Annotated in this window: 18 protein-coding genes; 8 read left to right on the forward strand and 10 right to left on the reverse strand. The window is 58.7% G+C overall.

The features are described 5' to 3' along the window. The first annotated feature begins 1 nt into the window (after nt 1). A complete protein-coding gene (msbA, locus tag HYX42_RS03350) occupies nt 2–1,768 on the forward strand; it encodes a lipid A export permease/ATP-binding protein MsbA (protein ID WP_293399542.1) in 1,767 nt (588 codons plus the stop codon). A gap of 11 nt (nt 1,769–1,779) precedes the next feature. Here msbA and HYX42_RS03355 read toward each other — a convergent pair whose 3' ends face one another. The 10 genes from HYX42_RS03355 to HYX42_RS03400 all read right to left on the reverse strand — a co-directional run bounded on the left by HYX42_RS03355 (nt 1,780) and on the right by HYX42_RS03400 (nt 10,739). Further along, complete coding sequence (locus tag HYX42_RS03355) at nt 1,780–2,952, reverse strand: glycosyltransferase family 4 protein (protein ID WP_293399545.1); 1,173 nt, start codon at nt 2,950–2,952, stop codon at nt 1,780–1,782. Then, the gene (locus HYX42_RS03360; protein ID WP_293399548.1) at nt 2,949–3,530 is read right to left on the reverse strand and encodes a polysaccharide deacetylase family protein; all 582 of its coding nucleotides are present in this window, start codon (nt 3,528–3,530) and stop codon (nt 2,949–2,951) included. The genes HYX42_RS03355 and HYX42_RS03360 overlap by 4 nt, the downstream gene beginning before the upstream one ends. Before the next feature lie 186 nt (nt 3,531–3,716). Beyond that, nucleotides 3,717–5,207 carry a ribonuclease G gene (rng, locus tag HYX42_RS03365; RefSeq protein ID WP_293399551.1) on the reverse strand — a complete coding sequence of 497 codons (1,491 nt, stop codon included), beginning with the start codon at nt 5,205–5,207 and terminating at the stop codon, nt 3,717–3,719. A 20-nt stretch (nt 5,208–5,227) separates the two neighbouring features. Beyond that, entirely contained in the window at nt 5,228–5,830 is a 603-nt protein-coding gene (locus tag HYX42_RS03370) for a nucleoside triphosphate pyrophosphatase (protein WP_293399553.1), read from the reverse strand. A 60-nt stretch (nt 5,831–5,890) separates the two neighbouring features. Then, nucleotides 5,891–6,358 (reverse strand): 23S rRNA (pseudouridine(1915)-N(3))-methyltransferase RlmH, encoded by a 468-nt coding sequence (gene rlmH, locus HYX42_RS03375; RefSeq protein WP_293399555.1) that lies wholly within the window; start codon nt 6,356–6,358, stop codon nt 5,891–5,893. Next, the gene (rsfS, locus tag HYX42_RS03380) at nt 6,355–7,122 is read right to left on the reverse strand and encodes a ribosome silencing factor (protein ID WP_293399558.1); all 768 of its coding nucleotides are present in this window, start codon (nt 7,120–7,122) and stop codon (nt 6,355–6,357) included. The genes rlmH and rsfS overlap by 4 nt, the downstream gene beginning before the upstream one ends. Nucleotides 7,123–7,147: 25 nt before the next feature. Beyond that, nucleotides 7,148–7,783 (reverse strand): nicotinate (nicotinamide) nucleotide adenylyltransferase, encoded by a 636-nt coding sequence (gene nadD / locus HYX42_RS03385; protein ID WP_293399561.1) that lies wholly within the window; start codon nt 7,781–7,783, stop codon nt 7,148–7,150. After that, nucleotides 7,780–8,700, reverse strand: a complete 921-nt coding sequence (gene hemF / locus HYX42_RS03390; protein ID WP_293399564.1) for an oxygen-dependent coproporphyrinogen oxidase — start codon at nt 8,698–8,700, stop codon at nt 7,780–7,782. The genes nadD and hemF overlap by 4 nt, the downstream gene beginning before the upstream one ends. Then, nucleotides 8,700–9,992, reverse strand: coding sequence for a phosphoribosylamine--glycine ligase (purD, locus tag HYX42_RS03395; RefSeq protein ID WP_293399566.1), 1,293 nt, complete (start codon nt 9,990–9,992; stop codon nt 8,700–8,702). Before purD ends, hemF begins: the two co-directional genes overlap by 1 nt. A gap of 21 nt (nt 9,993–10,013) precedes the next feature. Continuing rightward, a complete protein-coding gene (locus tag HYX42_RS03400) occupies nt 10,014–10,739 on the reverse strand; it encodes a YebC/PmpR family DNA-binding transcriptional regulator (protein WP_293399568.1) in 726 nt (241 codons plus the stop codon). A gap of 141 nt (nt 10,740–10,880) precedes the next feature. On the opposite strand from HYX42_RS03400, the gene HYX42_RS03405 reads away from it, so the two are divergent. From HYX42_RS03405 to HYX42_RS03435, 7 genes are all read left to right on the forward strand, one after another. Continuing rightward, nucleotides 10,881–12,395, forward strand: a complete 1,515-nt coding sequence (locus HYX42_RS03405; protein WP_293399571.1) for a helicase HerA-like C-terminal domain-containing protein — start codon at nt 10,881–10,883, stop codon at nt 12,393–12,395. A gap of 122 nt (nt 12,396–12,517) precedes the next feature. Next, nucleotides 12,518–13,819, forward strand: coding sequence for a GTP cyclohydrolase II (locus HYX42_RS03410; protein ID WP_293399574.1), 1,302 nt, complete (start codon nt 12,518–12,520; stop codon nt 13,817–13,819). After that, nucleotides 13,812–15,047, forward strand: a complete 1,236-nt coding sequence (locus HYX42_RS03415; RefSeq protein ID WP_293399577.1) for a URC4/urg3 family protein — start codon at nt 13,812–13,814, stop codon at nt 15,045–15,047. Before HYX42_RS03410 ends, HYX42_RS03415 begins: the two co-directional genes overlap by 8 nt. A gap of 9 nt (nt 15,048–15,056) precedes the next feature. Continuing rightward, entirely contained in the window at nt 15,057–15,698 is a 642-nt protein-coding gene (gene upp / locus HYX42_RS03420; RefSeq protein WP_293399580.1) for a uracil phosphoribosyltransferase, read from the forward strand. 74 nt (nt 15,699–15,772) lie between these two features. Then, nucleotides 15,773–16,660, forward strand: coding sequence for a 5'-methylthioadenosine/S-adenosylhomocysteine nucleosidase (locus HYX42_RS03425; protein ID WP_293399582.1), 888 nt, complete (start codon nt 15,773–15,775; stop codon nt 16,658–16,660). Between the two features lie 30 nt (nt 16,661–16,690). Continuing rightward, the gene (locus tag HYX42_RS03430) at nt 16,691–17,968 is read left to right on the forward strand and encodes an amidohydrolase family protein (RefSeq protein WP_293399584.1); all 1,278 of its coding nucleotides are present in this window, start codon (nt 16,691–16,693) and stop codon (nt 17,966–17,968) included. 188 nt (nt 17,969–18,156) lie between these two features. Next, complete coding sequence (locus tag HYX42_RS03435; protein ID WP_293399586.1) at nt 18,157–18,624, forward strand: EVE domain-containing protein; 468 nt, start codon at nt 18,157–18,159, stop codon at nt 18,622–18,624. Nucleotides 18,625–18,679 lie beyond the last annotated feature (55 nt).

Consider the following 18,679-nt stretch of genomic DNA (forward strand, 5'->3'; position numbering starts at 1 on the left):
CATGGTTGCAAAGCCTGCATCTTCAGCGACGAGAAAACTCTCCACCTGGCAGAGAACGCTCCGGGTCTGGCCCTACTTCAACACGGCGCGAAGCCGCAGCGCGTGGGCTGTCGCCATAGGTGCCACGATCGTCGCGTCCGCCACCGAACCATTCGTTCCGGCGCTGTTAAAGCCCCTTCTTGACCGGGGCTTCCAGAAAGGGGCTCTGGACCTCTGGATGGTTCCGGTGTCGCTCTTGCTGCTGTTTGCCATCAGGGGACTTTCCGGCTTTGTCGCCCAGTATGCGCTGGCCCAGGTCACCAACGAAGGCCTTCAGCAACTGCGGCGGGCCATGTTCGATAAATTGCTCAGTGCAAGGCTTTCCCTATTCGCCGACCAGACCTCCAGCGCCATCTCCAACACCGTGGTTTATGAGGTTTACAACGGCTCTGTGATACTCAACAACGCCATCATCAAGCTCGCACGGGACGTGCTAACCCTGCTTGCACTGGTTGGATACCTCATCTTCCTGAACTGGAAGTTGATGCTGGTGGTTTCGCTGCTTTTCCCTGCGGTAGCCCTGGTGATTCAACTGCTGACACGCCGCCTGTACAGACTGACCAAACAGAGCCAGACGGCCACCGACAACCTGGCCTACGTGGTCGAAGAAAACGTTCTTGCACACCGCGATGTGAGGCTGCACGGCGCCCAGGCCAGCCAGGCTGAGCGCTTCGATGTCCTGAGCCATTCCCTGCGCCGCCTGTCGATGAAATCGACCGTGGCATATGCAAGCATGAGCGCCATCACACAGGTGCTGGCGGCCATCGCCCTGTCGGCTGTCATTTCAATTGCACTGGTGCAGGGCTCTGCCAATACGACCACCGTTGGGGGTTTTGTGGCTTTTGTGACGGCAATGCTGTTGCTCATTGCGCCCATCAAAAGCCTGTCGGATGGTGCAACGCCTATCACACGGGGGTTGGCGGCGCTGGAACGCGGCCTTGACCTGATGGAACTGACAGACGACGAGTCTGGTGGCGCCTTCAAAAAAACGCGGGCATCCGGAGATATCCAGTTCAAAGAGGTGAGCGTTCTTTACAAGACGGGCAATGCGCTTGCCCTGGACCGCCTCACCCTTCACGTAAAAGCAGGAGAAACAGTGGCACTGGTCGGTGCTTCAGGCTCGGGCAAGACCACGCTCGTGAACATGTTGCCAAGGTTTGTGGAACCCAGCAGCGGCCACATATACCTGGACGGCCAGGAACTCGGCGATTGGAGCCTTGCATCGCTTCGCTCACAGTTCGCATTGGTCAGCCAGCATGTCGTTATGCTCAACAGCTCAATCGCCGCGAACGTTGCACTCGGGTTGCCTGTCGATCGCGCAAGGATTGCGCAGTGCCTGGAAGCCGCCAATCTCGGCACAATGGTCGCGGAGCTCCCCCAGGGCATGGACACCCTGCTTGGGCACAATGCGATGCAACTGTCGGGTGGCCAGCGGCAAAGGCTGGCAATTGCACGCGCACTTTACAAGGACGCTCCCGTACTGATTCTGGACGAGGCCACCTCAGCACTCGACACAGAATCCGAGCAGGCAGTGCAGGAAGCGATCAGGCGCCTTGCGATGAACCGGACATCCATCATCATCGCCCATCGCTTGTCCACCATTCAGCACGCGGACCGCATCATCATGATGAATGCGGGCAGTATTGTGGAGTCCGGGACGCACACGGAACTCATGCTGCGCAATGGTGCCTACGCACATCTCTATCGGCTGGGTTTCCAGGGCGCTTGATGCCAGGCAACCTAGCGCCGGACTGGCACCTGAGCTGCTACAGCGTGGTAAATTTTTTCCTGCCTTGCGGCGATATCGTCCCAGGAATATTCACCGGCAAAAGCACGAGCCGCACGGCCCATCGTGGCGCGGAGTACCTTGTCGTTCAGTAACCCAAGCACCGAAGCAGCCAGTGAAGCAGCATCTCGCGGATCTTCCAGAATCAGTACATTGACGCCGGAACTCAAAAATCCGGCAATGCCGCAATACTTCGCGCTGCTCACGATGACGGGGAGTCCATGAGCCATGGCTTCGAGCACAACCATGGCAAAAGTGTCTTCCAGTGTTGGATGTACAAGCATGTCTGCGGCTCGATATGCAGGAGAGACATCTTTCAACGCCCCGAGGAAGAAAACCCGGGATGCCAGCCCCATCTGTGCGGCCAGTTGCACAAACTGTGGCCGCTGCGACGAGTCACCAATGACAGCAAGAACGACGTCTGCCGGCATACGCTGAATGGCCGCCAGCAGGGTATCAAGTCCTTTCTTGCGAAAATCGTTCCCGACGAACAGGAGGCAGGTTTTGTCTTGCGGCAAACCCAGCTCATTGCGCGCAGAAATTTGATCGGAGCCGCCGGCGGGACAGGCTGGCAAATCGATCCCCGGAGTAATGACAGATGTCATCCCAACCGCATCCGGGTAACTCGCCGAAAAAATTGCACGCAGGGTTTCCGAGATAACCACTACCGCCCGATCATGATGTCTTGCGTAACGCGCACGTTCGAGCAAAAGGTACGCCACCAACCGTGGACTCGTCAGCACTTTCAGTAGACGCGCAAAGCGCGCCAGGCCCTCCAGCCCATTAAACAGGTTGTGCTTTATCGGCAGAACATGTACGGTCTGCACCTGTCCATGCCATGTGTTTTCGTGCGAGTGCACAACATCGAACCCCCTGCGGGTTGCCCACCACGTGAGCGTGGCAAACCAGAGCTGGTTTACCCATCTTGGCCTGCGCAACGGCATGCTGACACGGTGATAACTGACGCCCGGCCACTGATGGTCAATCGACTGGGCAAAAACATGAATCTCATGCTTGGCGGCAAGCTTTTCCACCAGTGCAATGGAATAGCGCTCAGCACCACCCGCAACAGGTGAAAAGGTGCGATTGAGTACCGCAATGCGCAAGCGCCTGCCGACAGAAGTCATCTCCTGCGCCTGTCCTCATAGCCGGTGGAAATCTTGATCCAGAACATGGGCAGGCTGGTTGAACGCAATATCGGTACACGGGGAATCTCAAGCACGTTATCCCCGGCGACACACCGGCTTCGCTGGGTCGTCGTTGCGGTGGCAAAACCCAGGTGCCTCGCCATACCCACATGTTTCGGCTCATACCGCCCGTAGGGATAACAAAAATGCCGCACCGGACCATTAAGCATCATTTCGAGATCGCTTTTTCCCGCTGCAATTTCTGTTTCGCTCGTCATATCGGCCGACGCCACCAGATTGACATGGCTTCTTGTGTGGGAGCCAATTTCCTGTCCGCCCGCTACCCATAGCCGCATCTGTTTTTCGTCCATCAGTGGCGTCTGGGCTATGCCCAGCCCTTCATCCCACTTGTTGGTCTTGCCTGCCAGCCCGCTTACCGCGTAACAGGTCGATGAAAATCCATGGCGCTGAAGCACCGGCAAGGCATTGACGAGATTGTTGACATAACCATCGTCAAAAGTGATGCCCACAACTTTGCCGCTGCGCTCACCGGCGAGGTAAGGCTGCAGATCGCTCATGGACAAGCCCCTGTAACCGAGTACCTTCAATAGGGACATTTGCCTCGCAAATGCAGAGGGAGAAACATACAGGCTGCGAAACGGTTTCCCTTTGCGCGGCGCTTCCTCTATCTGGTGATACACCAGCACCGGAATGGGGTGAGGGTTTCGGGTAAGGCTGGACATGACCGCTATACAACCGGTGACTCAAAGCAGAACAATATCGTATTGTTCCTGCGGCATGGCAGCTTCAGCCTGAAGGGAAACCGGCTTGCCGATGAATTCGCTCAAGCCGGCAAGGTGCTGGCTTTCCTCATCCAGGAAGAGCTCTATCACTTTCGGCGAAGCCACGATGCGAAATTCACGCGGATTGAACTGCCTGGCTTCCCTCAATATCTCCCTGAGGATGTCATAGCTCACGCTCCGTGCGGTCTTGACCACGCCCTTTCCCATGCATGCAGCGCAAGGCTCGCACAGCTGGTGCGCAAGGGATTCGCGGGTCCGTTTGCGGGTCATTTCCAGCAAACCCAGGGCGGAGAAGCCGTTGACTGTCGTCTTGATGCGATCCCTGGCGAGCTGCTTCTGGAATTCAGCCAGCACCGCATCGCGATGATTCTCCTTGGTCATGTCAATGAAGTCGACAATCACAATGCCACCAAGATTGCGCAGACGCAGCTGGCGCGCAATCGCCTGGGAGGCCTCCAGATTGGTTTTGAAGATCGTTTCGTCAAAATTCCGTGCGCCCACAAAGCCGCCGGTGTTCACATCAACAGTCGTCAGCGCTTCGGTCTGGTCAATGATGAGATAACCGCCAGATTTCAGGTCCACCCTGCGGCCTAACGCCCTGGCAATGTCTTCATCAATGTTGAAGAGGTCAAAGATGGGACGTTCGCCACCATAAAGCTGAAGCTTCTGAACTGTTGCAGGCATGAATTCCGCCGCAAACGCCTTGAGTTTCTCGAATTGTTCACGTGAATCAATACGTATGGTCAGCGTTTCTTCGCCCGCGACATCCCGCAAGACGCGTTGAAGCAAATTGAGGTCCTGGTGCAGCACGGATGCGGGTTTGACACGCACGGACGCGTCCTTGATACGGGCCCAGGTTTTACGGAGATACGCGATGTCCTCGGACAGTTCTGCATCGGTAGCGTCTTCCGCATTGGTTCTGAGGATGAAGCCTCCACCGGATTCACCGCTCAGAAGCTGAAGGCGCTGGCGCAGGTCTTCACGCTGCCTGGCAGGTATTTTTTGCGAAACACCGATGTGGTTGTCCTGAGGCAGGAACACCAGCAGCCGCCCCGCAATGCTGACCTGGGCAGTCAGTCTCGCGCCTTTTGTCCCTATCGGGTCCTTAAGCACCTGCACCATGACAGCCTGGCCTTCAAACAGCTGCTTTTCTATAGGCAAGGCTGTTGCGGCCGCCCCACCAACTGCGGACGCGGCATCCCCATCTGCATGACGACTGTTGATGCTGCTCATCAGGTCCGCAACATGCAGAAAGGCGGCCTTGTCCAGGCCAATATCGATGAAGGCCGACTGCATGCCCGGCAACACGCGCGCTACTTTGCCAAGATAGACGTTTCCCACCAGTCCGCGTTCCAGCGTGCGCTCGACCTGAAGCTCCTGGAGAGATCCGTGTTCAACCACCGCCACGCGGGTTTCCTGGGGAGACCAGTTGATGAGGATGTCTTGTTGCATGTTATGTTGGTCAGATTCTGTCAGACCTTGACGCCGACACTGCGCAGCAAACAGGCCGTTTCCCACAAGGGAAGACCCATGATGCCGCTGTAGCTGCCTTTTATGTCGGTGATATGCATTGCCGCCCTGCCCTGTACTGCATATGCGCCGGCTTTACCCATGGGCTCCCCGGTGGCGACATAGTCGCGGATCTGCGATCTGGACATCAACTCAAAACTGACACGCGAGGTACTGAGTGCTTCAACGCGGCGTTTTCCTGCCTGAACCGCAACCGCCGTCAATACCCGGTGCGTAGTCCCGCCCAGTTCGGTCAGCATCCGGACGGCATCCCCTGCATTTTCTGGTTTTCCATAGATGACGCGCCCCAGCGCTACTGTGGTGTCGGAACAAAGCACCGGTGCTGGCTTGAGCTTGCGCCGTTTCATCCTTGCTAATGCCGCTTCAAGCTTCAGGCCGGTGACCCTTTTAACGTAGGCCGCAGGCGATTCATTCTTCAACAGGGTTTCCAGCGCTTCAGCATCCTCAACCTCATCTGCCAGAAGCAACTCATACGTCACCCCCAGTTGCTCAAGCAACTGGCGGCGCCGCGGACTTTGCGATGCAAGATAGATGAAATCACTCATGGCGAGGACCAGCGCCTTTGAGGCAATGCATTACGTGAAAGGACGGGCGTGGCGGCACGACTATTCGCGATGATACGGATGATTGATGGTGATGCTCCAGGCGCGGTAGAGTTGCTCAATCAGCAGAACGCGGACCATCGCATGAGGCAACGTGAGATCGGACAGGCGCAGGCGCTCATGCGCGGCCTTTTTGAACGACGGATCCAGACCATCAGGCCCGCCAATCACGATAGCCACATCATCACCGGACAGTTGCCAGGCTTTCAGGCGATCAGCCAGTGCGACCGTGGTGACGGCAGTACCGCGTTCGTCCAGCGCCACCACGTGCGTCCCCCGTGCTATGGCGCCTTCTATCCTCAGTTTCTCCGCGGCCAGCAGGGTTTCAACAGTTTTAGAAGCACGGGGCTCAGTCTTGACAGCCTTGAGTTCAACCTTGATTTCAGGTGGAAAGCGCTTGGCGTAGTCATCGTAAGCCGTCTGAGCCCAATCGGGCACTTTCTGGCCTACGGCAACGATGCTCAGCCTCATCGGCTGCGAGGCGCCGCTTTTTTGGCTGCAGGCTTTTTGGCTGCAGGTTTGCTTGCAGTTTTTTTCGCTGCAGCCTTTTTGGCTGGAGGCACCTTGACCAGAGGGGTTTTGGCTGCCGGTTTCGCTGCAGTTTTGCGCGCGGGACGGGCTGTGGGCTCTGCTACAGGCTCCGCAAAATTGCGCTTGGCAGTCCAGTCGCTGGTCTTGCCCACCCTGCCTACATAACCTGGTTCATGGTCTTTCACGGCCTTGACTGCCGGTCTGGCGCTGGTTTTGGCTGAGGTTTTTGCCCCTGCTTTTGGCTTCACCGCAGTTTTTACTGCCGGCTTCACCTCGGCCTTCGGCTCAGGTTTTGCAGCCTTGGGCAATGGTGCCGGTGCGCCCAGTTTTTGTTTGATGGGTTTGTCGCCCCACAGCTCTTCGAGGTGGTAGTACTGCCGAATGGTCGGCTGCATGATATGGGCGACGACTGCTCCGCAGTCCACGATGATCCATTCACCGTTGTCTTCGCCCTCAATACGAGGCTTCTGAAAACCTGCGTCACGAACGGCATCACGCACACTCGCGGCCAGAGCCTTGGTCTGACGGTTGGAAGTGCCCGACGCAATGATGACGCGCTCAAAAAGGGATGTGATGTGCTCGGTATCAAATACCTGGATGTCTTGCGCCTTGACATCTTCCAGCCCGTCAACAATGGCCCGCTGCAGTTTCTGGACATCTTTTTTCTCGGCTGCGACGGTGGATTTGACAGGTGTGGAGGTCATTCAGTGCTTTGTTTGGTAAGGTGCTTCAGGGGGTGCCATAAACGCGGTTTGCTGAAATATAACGCGCAACCGCCTCGGGAACCAGTTCGTTGATGTCGTTGCTCTGACCCGCGCCGGACGCCAGCAATTGCCGTATGTGGGTTGCGCTGACTATCATGGGGGGCAACGAGAGTTGCAAAAAGCGGCTTTTCAGCATGCCATAAGCCTCAATTTGGGCTTGCGTAACCGTGGATGTTGCACGGCCAGCTATGCAAATTATAGCAAGACCCACAATTGCCTGCCATCTGTGCCATTGCCGGAAAGCCGCGAACTGGTCGGCACCCATGATCAGGTAAAGCTGCGCGCCTGGATTTTCCGACTGAAGGGCTTCCAGGGTATCTATCGTGAAGGTTGGGCCTGCCCGCTGCATCTCGCGCTCGTCGACCACCACACGGGGCATCCCCTCGAAGGTCAGTCTTGTCATGGCCAGCCTGTGGCCGGCGCTGCTCAGTTCCCTGGCTTTGTGCCAGGCGTGGCCGGTAGGCACCACGCGCAATTCGTCCAGCTCCAGCTGCGTTATGGCCACCTTCGCCAGTTCCAGGTGCGCTTTGTGCGGGGGATCAAACGCGCCCCCGAAAACGCCGATGCGTTTTTGTCTGGGCGCAATTTGTGAGACGCTCAAGCCCAATCCCTGCGAACGAGAAACTCCCTGTACAACCGATCTTCCGGTGTGCCCGGCTCCACCCTCGCCTGGTAAGCCCAGCTTGCCAGCGGCGGCATGGACATCAGGATGGACTCGGTACGACCGCCTGACTGCAGGCCGAAGTGGGTACCACGGTCCCAGACCAGGTTGAACTCCACGTATCGCCCTCGCCTGTAAAGCTGGAACGCTCTTTCGCGCTCGCCATACGTCGTTTCCCGGCGCATGTCGACAATGGGAAGGTAGGCCTTCAAAAACGCATCTCCCACCGCCTGCATCATGTCAAAACTGCGTTGCGGACCCAGCTCGTGAAAATCATCAAAAAAGATGCCACCCACGCCGCGCGGCTCGTCCCGATGTTTCAAATAAAAGTATTCATCACACCATTTTTTGAAACGCGGGTACTTGTCTTCACCAAAGGGCTGCAACGCGTCGCGGCAGGTTTTGTGAAAGTGGACAACGTCGTCCTCAAAGCCGTAATACGGCGTCAGGTCCATGCCACCGCCAAACCAGCACACCGGCGCACCACCTCCTGCAGGTGTAGCGGCAATCATGCGGACGTTCATGTGTACCGTTGGTACATAAGGGTTACGCGGATGAAATACCAGCGAAACGCCCATCGCCTCAAACGGGGCGCCTGCGAGTTCCGGGCGGTGCTGGGTGGCCGAGGGCGGCAGTTTGGGTCCGCTCACATGGGAGAACCCGCAGCCAGCCCGCTCAAATACAGCGCCGCCTTCAAGTATTTTGGTGATTCCGTTGCCCTGCAGCGGCTCGCCCGGTTCTTTTTGCCAGTGATCGGCGATAAACGACTGACCGTCAATCGCGGCAATAGCATCGGTGATGCGCATCTGCAGGCCGAGCAGAAAAGCCCGGACGCCAGAAATATCAGGTGCGGCCATCAGGACTTGATGGCCCTGTACCCAATGTCCCAGCGGTACTGTGCACCATCGAATTTGATACCCTCGGCCACTTCGTAGGCCCGTTGCTGGGCTGCCTTGACCGTACTCCCCAGAGCCGTCACACACAACACCCGCCCACCGGCTGTCATCGTCTCCTTCCCCTTGCGGCTGGTGCCGGCATGAAAGACCATGGCGTCTTCAGTCCCGGCCGGCAAGCCGCTGATGACATCGCCCTTACGGGGCTGCAGCGGGTAACCATGCGCAGCCATCACCACACCCAGTGCCGGGCGACGGTCCCACTCCAGATCAACCTGATCCAGCGTGCCGGAGGTCGCGGCCATCATCACCTCGTACAGGTCGGTCTTGAGCCGCATCATGATGGGCTGGGTTTCGGGGTCGCCCATGCGGCAGTTGAATTCGAGCGTCTTTGGCTTGCCCGCAGAATCAATCATCAGGCCCGCATACAGAAAGCCGGTAAAAGGAATGCCGTCTTTTTCCATGCCCTTGATGGTTGGCAAGATGATCTCCCGCATGGCCCGGGCATGGACATCGGGTGTGACAACCGGAGCTGGCGAATAGGCCCCCATGCCCCCGGTATTCGGACCCTGGTCTGCATCCAGCAGGCGCTTGTGATCCTGGCTGGTAGCCATGGTGGCGACATTTTTGCCATCACACATGACGATAAAACTGGCTTCTTCACCCTCCAGAAACTCCTCAATTACCACCCGTGCGCCGCCCTCGTTATGGGTCACGCCCAACGGGTTGAAGTCCGGATCAGGTGCCAGCATGAATTCGATGGCCTCATGCGCTTCGTGCTTCGTCATGGCCACGACAACGCCCTTGCCTGCAGCCAGTCCATCAGCCTTCACCACAATCGGCGCGCCCTTCTCATCAACATAGGCGTGCGCTGCGACCGCATCGCTGAAGGTCTCATATTCAGCCGTGGGAATGCTGTGGCGCTTCATGAACGCCTTGGAAAACGCCTTGGAGCTTTCAAGCTGGGCTGCCGCTTTGGTCGGCCCAAATATTCGAAGGCCATGTGCGCGGAAATCATCCACAATGCCAGCCGCCAGCGGCTGTTCCGGGCCAACCACGGTCAGTGCAATTTTTTGCTCCAGCGCCCATTCGCGCAGGGCTTTCACGTCCGTGATGGCGACATTTTCAAGTCGTGCATCGAGCGCCGTCCCGCCATTGCCAGGGGCCACGTACACGGCCTGCACCTTGGGCGACTGCGCCAGCTTCCAGGCCAGGGCATGCTCACGGCCACCGCCACCCACTACCAATACTTTCATGCTGTGCTCTCGGTTTAAGTGTTATTCAGACAGGTCTGCGTTATGGAACACGTTCTGCGTATCGTCAAGGTCTTCCAGCACGTCCAGCAGGCGCTGCATCTTTACGGAATCCTGCCCCGACATTTCAATCGTGTTGTCTGCCCGCATGGTGACTTCGGCCAACTCAGGCTTCAGGCCAGCCGCGTCAAAAGCATTTTTGACAACTTCAAAGCCGGTATAGGGCGTGAGCACCTCGATGGCACCATCCTCATGTGTAATCACGTCATCGGCGCCGGATTCCAGCGCCACCTCCATGACCTTGTCTTCGCTTGTGCCTGGCGCAAAGATGAACTGGCCAACATGCTTGAACTGGAAAGCCACCGACCCTTCGGTGCCCATGTTTCCACCATGTTTTGAAAATGCGTGGCGTACCTCTGCAACCGTACGCACTTTGTTGTCGGTCATGCAATCCACGATGATGGCCGCCCCGCCTATGCCATAACCCTCGTAGCGCACTTCCTCGTACTGCACCCCTTCGAGGTTGCCTGTGGCCTTGGCAATACCGTATTTGACGTTTTCATTGGGCATATTGGCCGCCTTGGCCTTGTCCACAGCCAGTCGCAGACGCGGGTTAGTACCCAGGTCGCCGCCGCCCATGCGGGCCGCCACCATGATTTCACGCATGACACGGGTCCAGATGCGCTGGCGTTTTTCATCCTGCCTCCCTTTGCGGTGCTGAATATTCGCCCATTTGCTGTGACCGGCCACGGAAATCCTTCTGAATTGATTTAATCTACTTCCACCATTTTACTTTTGCGCGCCAGACGCCAGCCGTCAAGCCATAAAACAGGCATGGCCCATACTGATAGAAGTCCAAAACTGCACTTGCTTAACGAAAAGGTTTTCCGTATGACTGATCCACTCCTGATTGCCAAAAACGCATCCACCACCTGCGAACTGCTACCCGGCCTGGCCAACCGCCACGGCCTGATTACCGGCGCCACAGGCACGGGCAAAACCGTCACACTTCAGACGCTCGCCGAAAACTTTTCGAAAATCGGGGTTCCGGTTTTTATGGCAGACGTCAAGGGCGACCTGACCGGTATCAGCCAGGCGGGTGCCATTGGCGACAAGATGGCGGCCATCCTGAAGGAGCGCGGCATCGGCACCCCCGAGTCGCTGGCCTGCCCGGCCATGCTGTGGGACGTGTTCGGCGAGCAAGGCCACCCTGTGCGCGCCACCATTTCCGACATGGGGCCCCTGCTGCTGGGTCGCATGCTGGACCTCAACGACACCCAGGCTGGCGTCCTCAACCTGGTGTTCAAGATTGCCGATGACAACGGAATGTTGCTGCTTGACCTGAAAGACCTGCGCGCCATGCTGCAGTATGTCGGGGATAACGCCAGTGAATTCACCACCAGATACGGGAACGTAAGCGCCGCCAGTGTGGGCGCCATACAGCGCGGCCTGATGCAGGTGGAAAGCCAGGGCGCCGACAGGTTCTTCGGCGAGCCCATGCTCAACATCAGTGACTTCATGCAGACCGTGGGCGGCAAGGGTGTGATCAACATCCTGACGGCAGACAAGCTGATGAATTCTCCACGCATGTACGCCACCTTCCTGTTGTGGATGCTGTCCGAGCTGTTTGAGCAACTGCCTGAAATCGGTGACCCTGAAAAGCCCAAACTTGTTTTCTTTTTCGACGAGGCGCATCTGCTTTTCAATGAAGCGCCTAAAGTGCTCCTGGAACGCATCGAACTTGTGGTCCGCCTTGTGCGTTCCAAAGGCGTCGGCGTGTATTTCGTCACCCAGAACCCGCTGGATATTCCGGACTCGGTGCTGGCCCAGCTAGGCAATCGTGTGCAGCATGCCCTGCGCGCATTCACGCCGCGCGACCAGAAAGCGGTTAAAGCAACGGCACAGACCATGCGGCAAAAACCGGGACTGGACATCGAAACAGCCATCACGGAACTCGCAGTGGGTGAAGCCCTGATCAGCCTGCTTGATGCAAAGGGGCGCCCCAGCGTGACCGAACGCGCCTATGTACTGCCCCCCGGCAGCCAGATTGGCCCCATCACCCCACAGCAACGCCAGGCCCTGCTCCAGAATTCGCTGGTCGCAGGCGTCTACGAAAAAACCGTTGACCGCGAATCCGCTTACGAAAAACTCCAAGGCCGCGCAGTAGCAAGCGCCACGGCTGCGGGCTCCGCCCCCAACGGCGGCGCGGCGGGCCAAAGTGAATCAGGCGGTATTCTGGGTGGCCTGAACGACGTTCTGTTCGGCCACACCGGCCCGCGTGGTGCCAAATACGACGGACTGGCGCAAAGCATGGCCAAGTCGGCTGTCCGCACCATGGGGTCTACCGTGGGTCGCGAAATCATTCGCGGCGTACTGGGCGGAATTTTTGGCAGTAAAAAACGCTGAGAATTTTGGCGCACGGCAAACGGGTCCTTCGTCCCCCTGTCGCAAATTAACGACCTTGAGAATCTAACGGGCTTGTCAATCACAAGCCTCGTCGCTACATTGGATTTTTTGAAGGATCCGCAATGCCTGCCGAAGTTGCCGCCCCGTCCAGTGAGCCCGCAAAAAGCGCCTCCCATACCAACTCGCCAGCGCCCAGCCACATCAGGCTAACCTCACACGCCAGCGGTCACGGCGCCATACCCATCCACTGGGCGGCAGCCACCGCGGCAGCGCGTGGGCCTGTCGTCGGCACCACCACTACCCGCAGCCACCGCAATGTCATCGGCACGCATAGCGGCTCGTACAGCATTTACCGCGCCCTGGCGGTTGCCGCCGGCGCTTTGTCGCCACAGCACAAGGCCGATCTCACCAACACATCTCCCACCGACCTAATCGGCCCCTACCCTCAATGGAGCGAGCCCGGCCGCATCGTCGCCATGGACCCCTGGGGTGCTTCCGTCGCTGATGTTTTTGCCAATGAACTCGCCGCCGGCTACGACATTCGGCCCACTATCGCCGTGACCCAGGCCCACGTGATCCTGCCTGAGGTGATTGAAGCCCTGCAGTCCGGCCGCCTCAAGGCTGACGGCAAATATCTGACCGCAGGCGGCGCTGCCATGGTCACCAAGGTGGCCGTCGAACCCGTCTGGTACCTGCCCGAAGTCGCCAGGCGGTTCAACTGCACCGAGGCAGAATTGCGCCGCGTGCTGTTTGAAGAAACCGGCGGCATGTACCCCGAACTGGTCACCCGCAGCGACCTTGAAGTGTTCTTGCCGCCTATCGGCGGGCTGACGGCCTACATCTTCGGCAAGCCGCGCGATCTGGCCAATCCGGAGATTGAACTCACAGCCCGCGTGCACGATGAGTGCAACGGCTCTGATGTATTCGGCTCAGACATCTGCACCTGCCGCCCTTACCTCACCCATGCCATTGAAGAATGCATTCAGGGCGCGCAACGCGGCGGCGTAGGTCTGGTGTCCTACTTTCGCAAGGAAGGCCGCGCCCTTGGGGAAGTCACGAAGTTCCTGGTCTACAACGCCCGCAAGCGCCAGCCTGGCGGCGACACGGCCGACCAGTATTTCAACCGCACGGAATGTGTGGCCGGCGTTCAGGACATGCGCTTCCAGGAACTGATGCCTGATGTCCTCAACTGGCTTGGCATACGCAAGATTCACCGCCTTGTCTCCATGAGCAACATGAAATACGACGCCATCACCCGCGCCGGTATTGAGGTGGTTCAACGCGTGAACATTCCCGAACACATGATCCCTGCAGATGCGCAGGTCGAAATGGACGCCAAAATGGCTGCGGGCTATTTCACGCCCGGCGCAGTCCCCACGGCCGAGGAGCTCAAAAAAGCCAAAGGCCGGGAACTGGATGTCTGACCTTGCCAGCGCTGTAGCCGAGCTTCGCTCGACCCAGACCATACGTCAGCGCGCCCAGGCCCTGCTTGCGCGCGCACGGCGCAATGAATCGGCCTATTTTTCGGTCAATGACGGGGCGTTGGTCACCGCCGCCACACTCGTTGCAGGGCTCACACAAGCACGCTACCCCGACCTGAAAATTCCGTATCACAGCCGCTGGAGGCACTTTGAAGCCGGCGGTGTGAACCGCAGCGGACAGCTCGACGCAGCGCTGGCAGGTGCCTCTTCCGCCGAAAAAGCCCGGGCCCGTATAGACCTCGCCCTGGTCAGCGTTTTGCTCGACGCAGGTGCCGGAACGGACTGGCGCTACAAGGAATACAGGGAGCAGAAGCCCCGCGCCGAATACACACGCTCCGAAGGCCTGGGCGTTGCCAGCTTTCACGCATTCATGTCAGGCGTGTTCTCCAGCGATGCCGGACATCCGCTTCAGGCCGATGCAAAAGGCCTGCAGGGCATCACAGCCGACGCACTGGCTCGCGCTTTCCAGGTCACGCCCGCCAATCCGCTGATAGGTCTTGAAGGTCGCGCCGCGCTGCTCGGGCGGCTGGGCCAGGCCCTGGAAAACCAGCCAGAACTGTTCGGAAAGCCAGGCCGCCCGGGTCATTTTTTCGACCTGCTCCCGAAAGGTGGCAAGACCATCCAGGCACACGATGTGTTGTCCGTACTGCTCATGGGACTGTCACCCATCTGGCCTGCGCAAAACGCCATTGAAGGCGTTGCCCTCGGCGACTGTTGGCCGCTGGCTGCCGCCCGCAGCGACGCCGGGGGGCTCAGCGATGGCTGGATGCCCTTTCACAAGCTGTCTCAGTGGCTGACCTACTCCCTGATAGAACCATTCGAATGGGCCGGCATCAAAGTGCAGGGCCTGGACGCCCTCACCGGGCTGCCCGAATACCGCAACGGCGGGCTTTTTCTGGATGCCGGGGTTCTGCGCCTGAAAGACCCTGCTCACGCCACGCGCCTGCATGCGGCTGGCGATGAACTGATTGTCGAATGGCGCGCCCTGACGGTCGCACTTCTCGACGAACTCGCCCCGCTGGTGCGCCAACAGCTGGGGCTGACCGCCGGGCAAATGCCGCTGGCCTGCGTTCTGGAAGGTGGCACCTGGGCTGCAGGCCGGGTTTTGGCGCAGCAGTTGCGTGGTGGCAAACCACCGTTAAACATCATCAGCGACGGTACCGTTTTTTAAGAAATACACATGACGACCTACAACGACAAAGTCCACCTCGTAGACCACCCGCTGGTCCAGCACAAACTCACGCTGATGCGCCGCAAGGACGCCTCAACCAACACCTTCCGCACACTGCTCAATGAAGTCAGCATGCTGATGGCCTATGAGGTCACGCGCGACATGCCCATGCAGGACATTGAGATCGAAACCCCGCTTGAGACCATGACCTCCAGGGTCATAGACGGCAAAAAACTTGTGTTTGTGTCCATCCTGCGCGCAGGCAATGGCATTCTCGAAGGGATGCTCAGCGTCGTTCCGGGTGCACGCGTCGGTCATGTCGGCCTGTACCGCGACCCCAAGACTCTGACGGCGGTCGAGTATTACTTCAAAATGCCGCAGGACATGGAAGCCCGCGATGTGGTCATTGTTGACCCCATGCTGGCCACCGGCAATTCGGCTATTGCAGCCGTTGAGCGCCTCAAGGAACTGAACCCAAAGTCCATCAAGTTCGTCTGCCTGCTGACCTGCCCCGAAGGCATTGCCGCCATGCAGAACGCCCACCCCGATGTGCACATCTATACCGCAGCCATAGACCGCCAGCTCAACAGTCACGGCTATATCTTGCCCGGGCTGGGTGATGCCGGCGACCGTATTTTCGGTACCAAATAATCGGTATGGGCAAGCCCATCATCCATTCGGTTTTGCAAGTGACCAGCCTACTTCGTCGTGCATGCTTTTGTGTGATGGCACTGGTCCTGAGTGCCTGTGCGAGCACCTCCCCGGGTGCACGGCTTGACAACACATCTCGCCTTGCAGTCGTGTCGGCCTTCGAACCCGAACTGACATTGCTGCTGGACAAGGTGCAAAACCCGGTCACCCACCAGATCAATGGCGTCAGCTTCACCACCGGCGTGCTTGAAGGCCAGCCCGTCGTGCTGTTCCTTTCGGGCATCAGCATGACCAACGCCACCATGAACACGCAATTGGTACTTGACCGCTTCAATATCAACGGCATCGTTTTGAGTGGCATTGCAGGCGGCGTCAACCCCGGCCTGCATATCGGCGATGTGTCTGTGCCCGTCCAATGGGGCCAGTACCTCGAAATTGCCATGTCACGCGAAACCGCGCCCGGCAAATTCACCCCGCCACCGCACATGGAAGCACCCATCTTCCCAGCCTTCGGGATGATTCAGCCGCGTACCGTCGAAACCCGTACCGCCGCCAACCCGAAGCTGGCGCGCAAGTTCTGGTTTGAAGCAGATCCAAAAATGCTGCAGGCAGCCCGCAGCCTGCGCAGTGTTGAACTCCTCAGCTGCAAGGCCAGCCAGTGCCTCACGCGCCAGCCTGAGCTGAGGGTGGGCGGCAACGGCGTGTCCGGTCAGGCCTTTGTCGACAACGCTGCCTTCCGGGAATACGCCTTCAAGACCTTCCAGGCCAATGTCCTCGACATGGAAACCGCAGCGGTCGGCATGGTCGCTTACAGCAATGGTGTGCCTTACATCGCCTTTCGTTCGCTGAGCGACCTTGCAGGCGGCGGTGAGGGGGCGAATGAGATGGGCACTTTCTTCAGCATTGCCGCAGACAACTCGGCCCGGGTGTTGCTCGCCTTCCTGGCAGCCTGGAAACCCTGAAACCGTATATGCCTATGAGGCGACACCAACATGCTTGATCTCCTCGTCACCAATGCCACCCTGCCCGACGGCCGTACAGGCATGTCAGTCGCTGTGCAGGCAGGCCGGATCACCGAAATCACCGCAGGGCTCGCTGCACCGGCACAAGAAACTGTCGATGCAGCAGGCTACCTGCTCAGCCCTCATTTTGTTGACCCGCATTTCCACATGGACGCCACGCTCAGCTACGGCCTGCCGCGCGTCAACGAGAGCGGCACCCTGCTTGAAGGCATTGCCGTCTGGGGCGAACTCAAGCCCATGCTCAAGGCCGAAGCCATCATCGACCGCGCCCTGACCTACTGCGACTGGGCGGTTGCCAAGGGCCTGCTGGCGATTCGTACGCACGTGGATACCAGCGACCCCAGCCTGCTGGCCGTCGATGCGCTGCTGGAAGTTAAAGAGCGCGTTGCGCCCTATATCGACCTGCAGCTGGTCGCGTTTCCGCAAGACGGCGTACTGCGCATCAAGGGCGGCATGGACAACCTCAAGCGCGCACTCGACAGGGGCGTAGATATCGTCGGCGGCATTCCGCACTTCGAGCGCACCATGGCAGACGGCACCGCCAGCGTCGGGTTGCTGTGTGAACTGGCTGCCGGGCGTGGCCTGCCTGTAGACATGCACTGCGATGAATCCGACGACCCGCTCTCGCGCCACATCGAAACCCTGGCGTTTGAAGCCAAGCGCCTCGGCCTGCAGGGCCGGGTCACCGGTTCGCACTGCACGTCCATGCACTCGATGGACAACTACTACGTGTCCAAGCTGCTGCCTCTGGTTGCAGAAAGCGGCGTCAGCGTGATTGCCAACCCGCTCATCAACATCATCCTGCAGGGCCGACACGACACCTACCCCAGGCGCCGCGGCATGACCCGCGTGCCCGAACTGATGGCGGCAGGCGTCAATGTCGCGTTTGGCCACGACTGCGTCATGGACCCTTGGTACGGCATGGGGTCGGGCGACATGCTTGAGGTTGCCCACATGGGCCTGCATGTGGCGCAAATGACCAGCCAGAAAGGCATTCGAGCCTGTTTTGACGCGGTGACGGTGAATGCCGCAAAAGTCATGCGCCTGACGGGATACGGACTGGAGCCGGGTTGTGACGCCAGCTTTGTATTGCTGCAGGCGCGTGATGCAGTTGAGGCGATTCGCCTGCGGGCCAATCGGCTCAGGGTCTACAAGCGTGGGCAGTTGCTGGCGCAAAGCGCTGCAGCAAGCTCTGCACTCTCACTGCCCGGCCGTCCGGGCAGCACCTCGTTCAGTACATCCCTTTAGCCCGCCAGGCTTGATGCAGGGAGGCTGGAGGCGGCGGCAGGTCATCCTGGAGCATATGAAAAACGGCGAAAGGACGGCCTACAAAGTGTTTCCGGGTGACTGGCCGTCGATAGAATCAAAAAAAAAGTATTCCGAAACTCCCCGTAGCCTGGTTACTTCAAGGCACCCAGCAACGCAGAAATAGCACCATGACAAGCTACTGGCTGATGAAATCCGAACCCTCCGAATGCTCGGTCGATGACGCGCTCGCGGCCAAAAATTCAACTGTGCCCTGGATCGGCGTACGCAACTACCAGGCGCGCAATTTCATGCGCGACCACATGAAGCCAGGTGACGGCGTTCTGTTTTATCACTCGAGTTGTGAGGAGCCGGGCATCGTTGGCATCGCAGAGGTCGCGTCAACGTCCTACCCCGACCCGACCCAGTTTGATGCAAAGTCGCATTACCACGACCCCAAATCAAGACCCGAAGAACCGCGCTGGCACCTGGTGGATGTGAGGGTGGTAAGGAAGACACGCAACCTTACCCTGTCTGAGCTGCGTACCACTCCCGCGCTTGAAGGCCTGACCATTCTCAAAAAGGGCAACCGGCTGTCAATTACCCCGGTCGAGCCACAGCACTGGCGGCAGATTTCCAAACTGCTGGACAAGCCCTGAGGAATTGATATCGTAAAAAATGCCGCGCAGAATTCATCACACCACCATACTCCCG

The organism is Polaromonas sp., from assembly GCF_016185115.1.
In the GTDB taxonomy this organism is placed as follows: domain Bacteria; phylum Pseudomonadota; class Gammaproteobacteria; order Burkholderiales; family Burkholderiaceae_C; genus Polaromonas.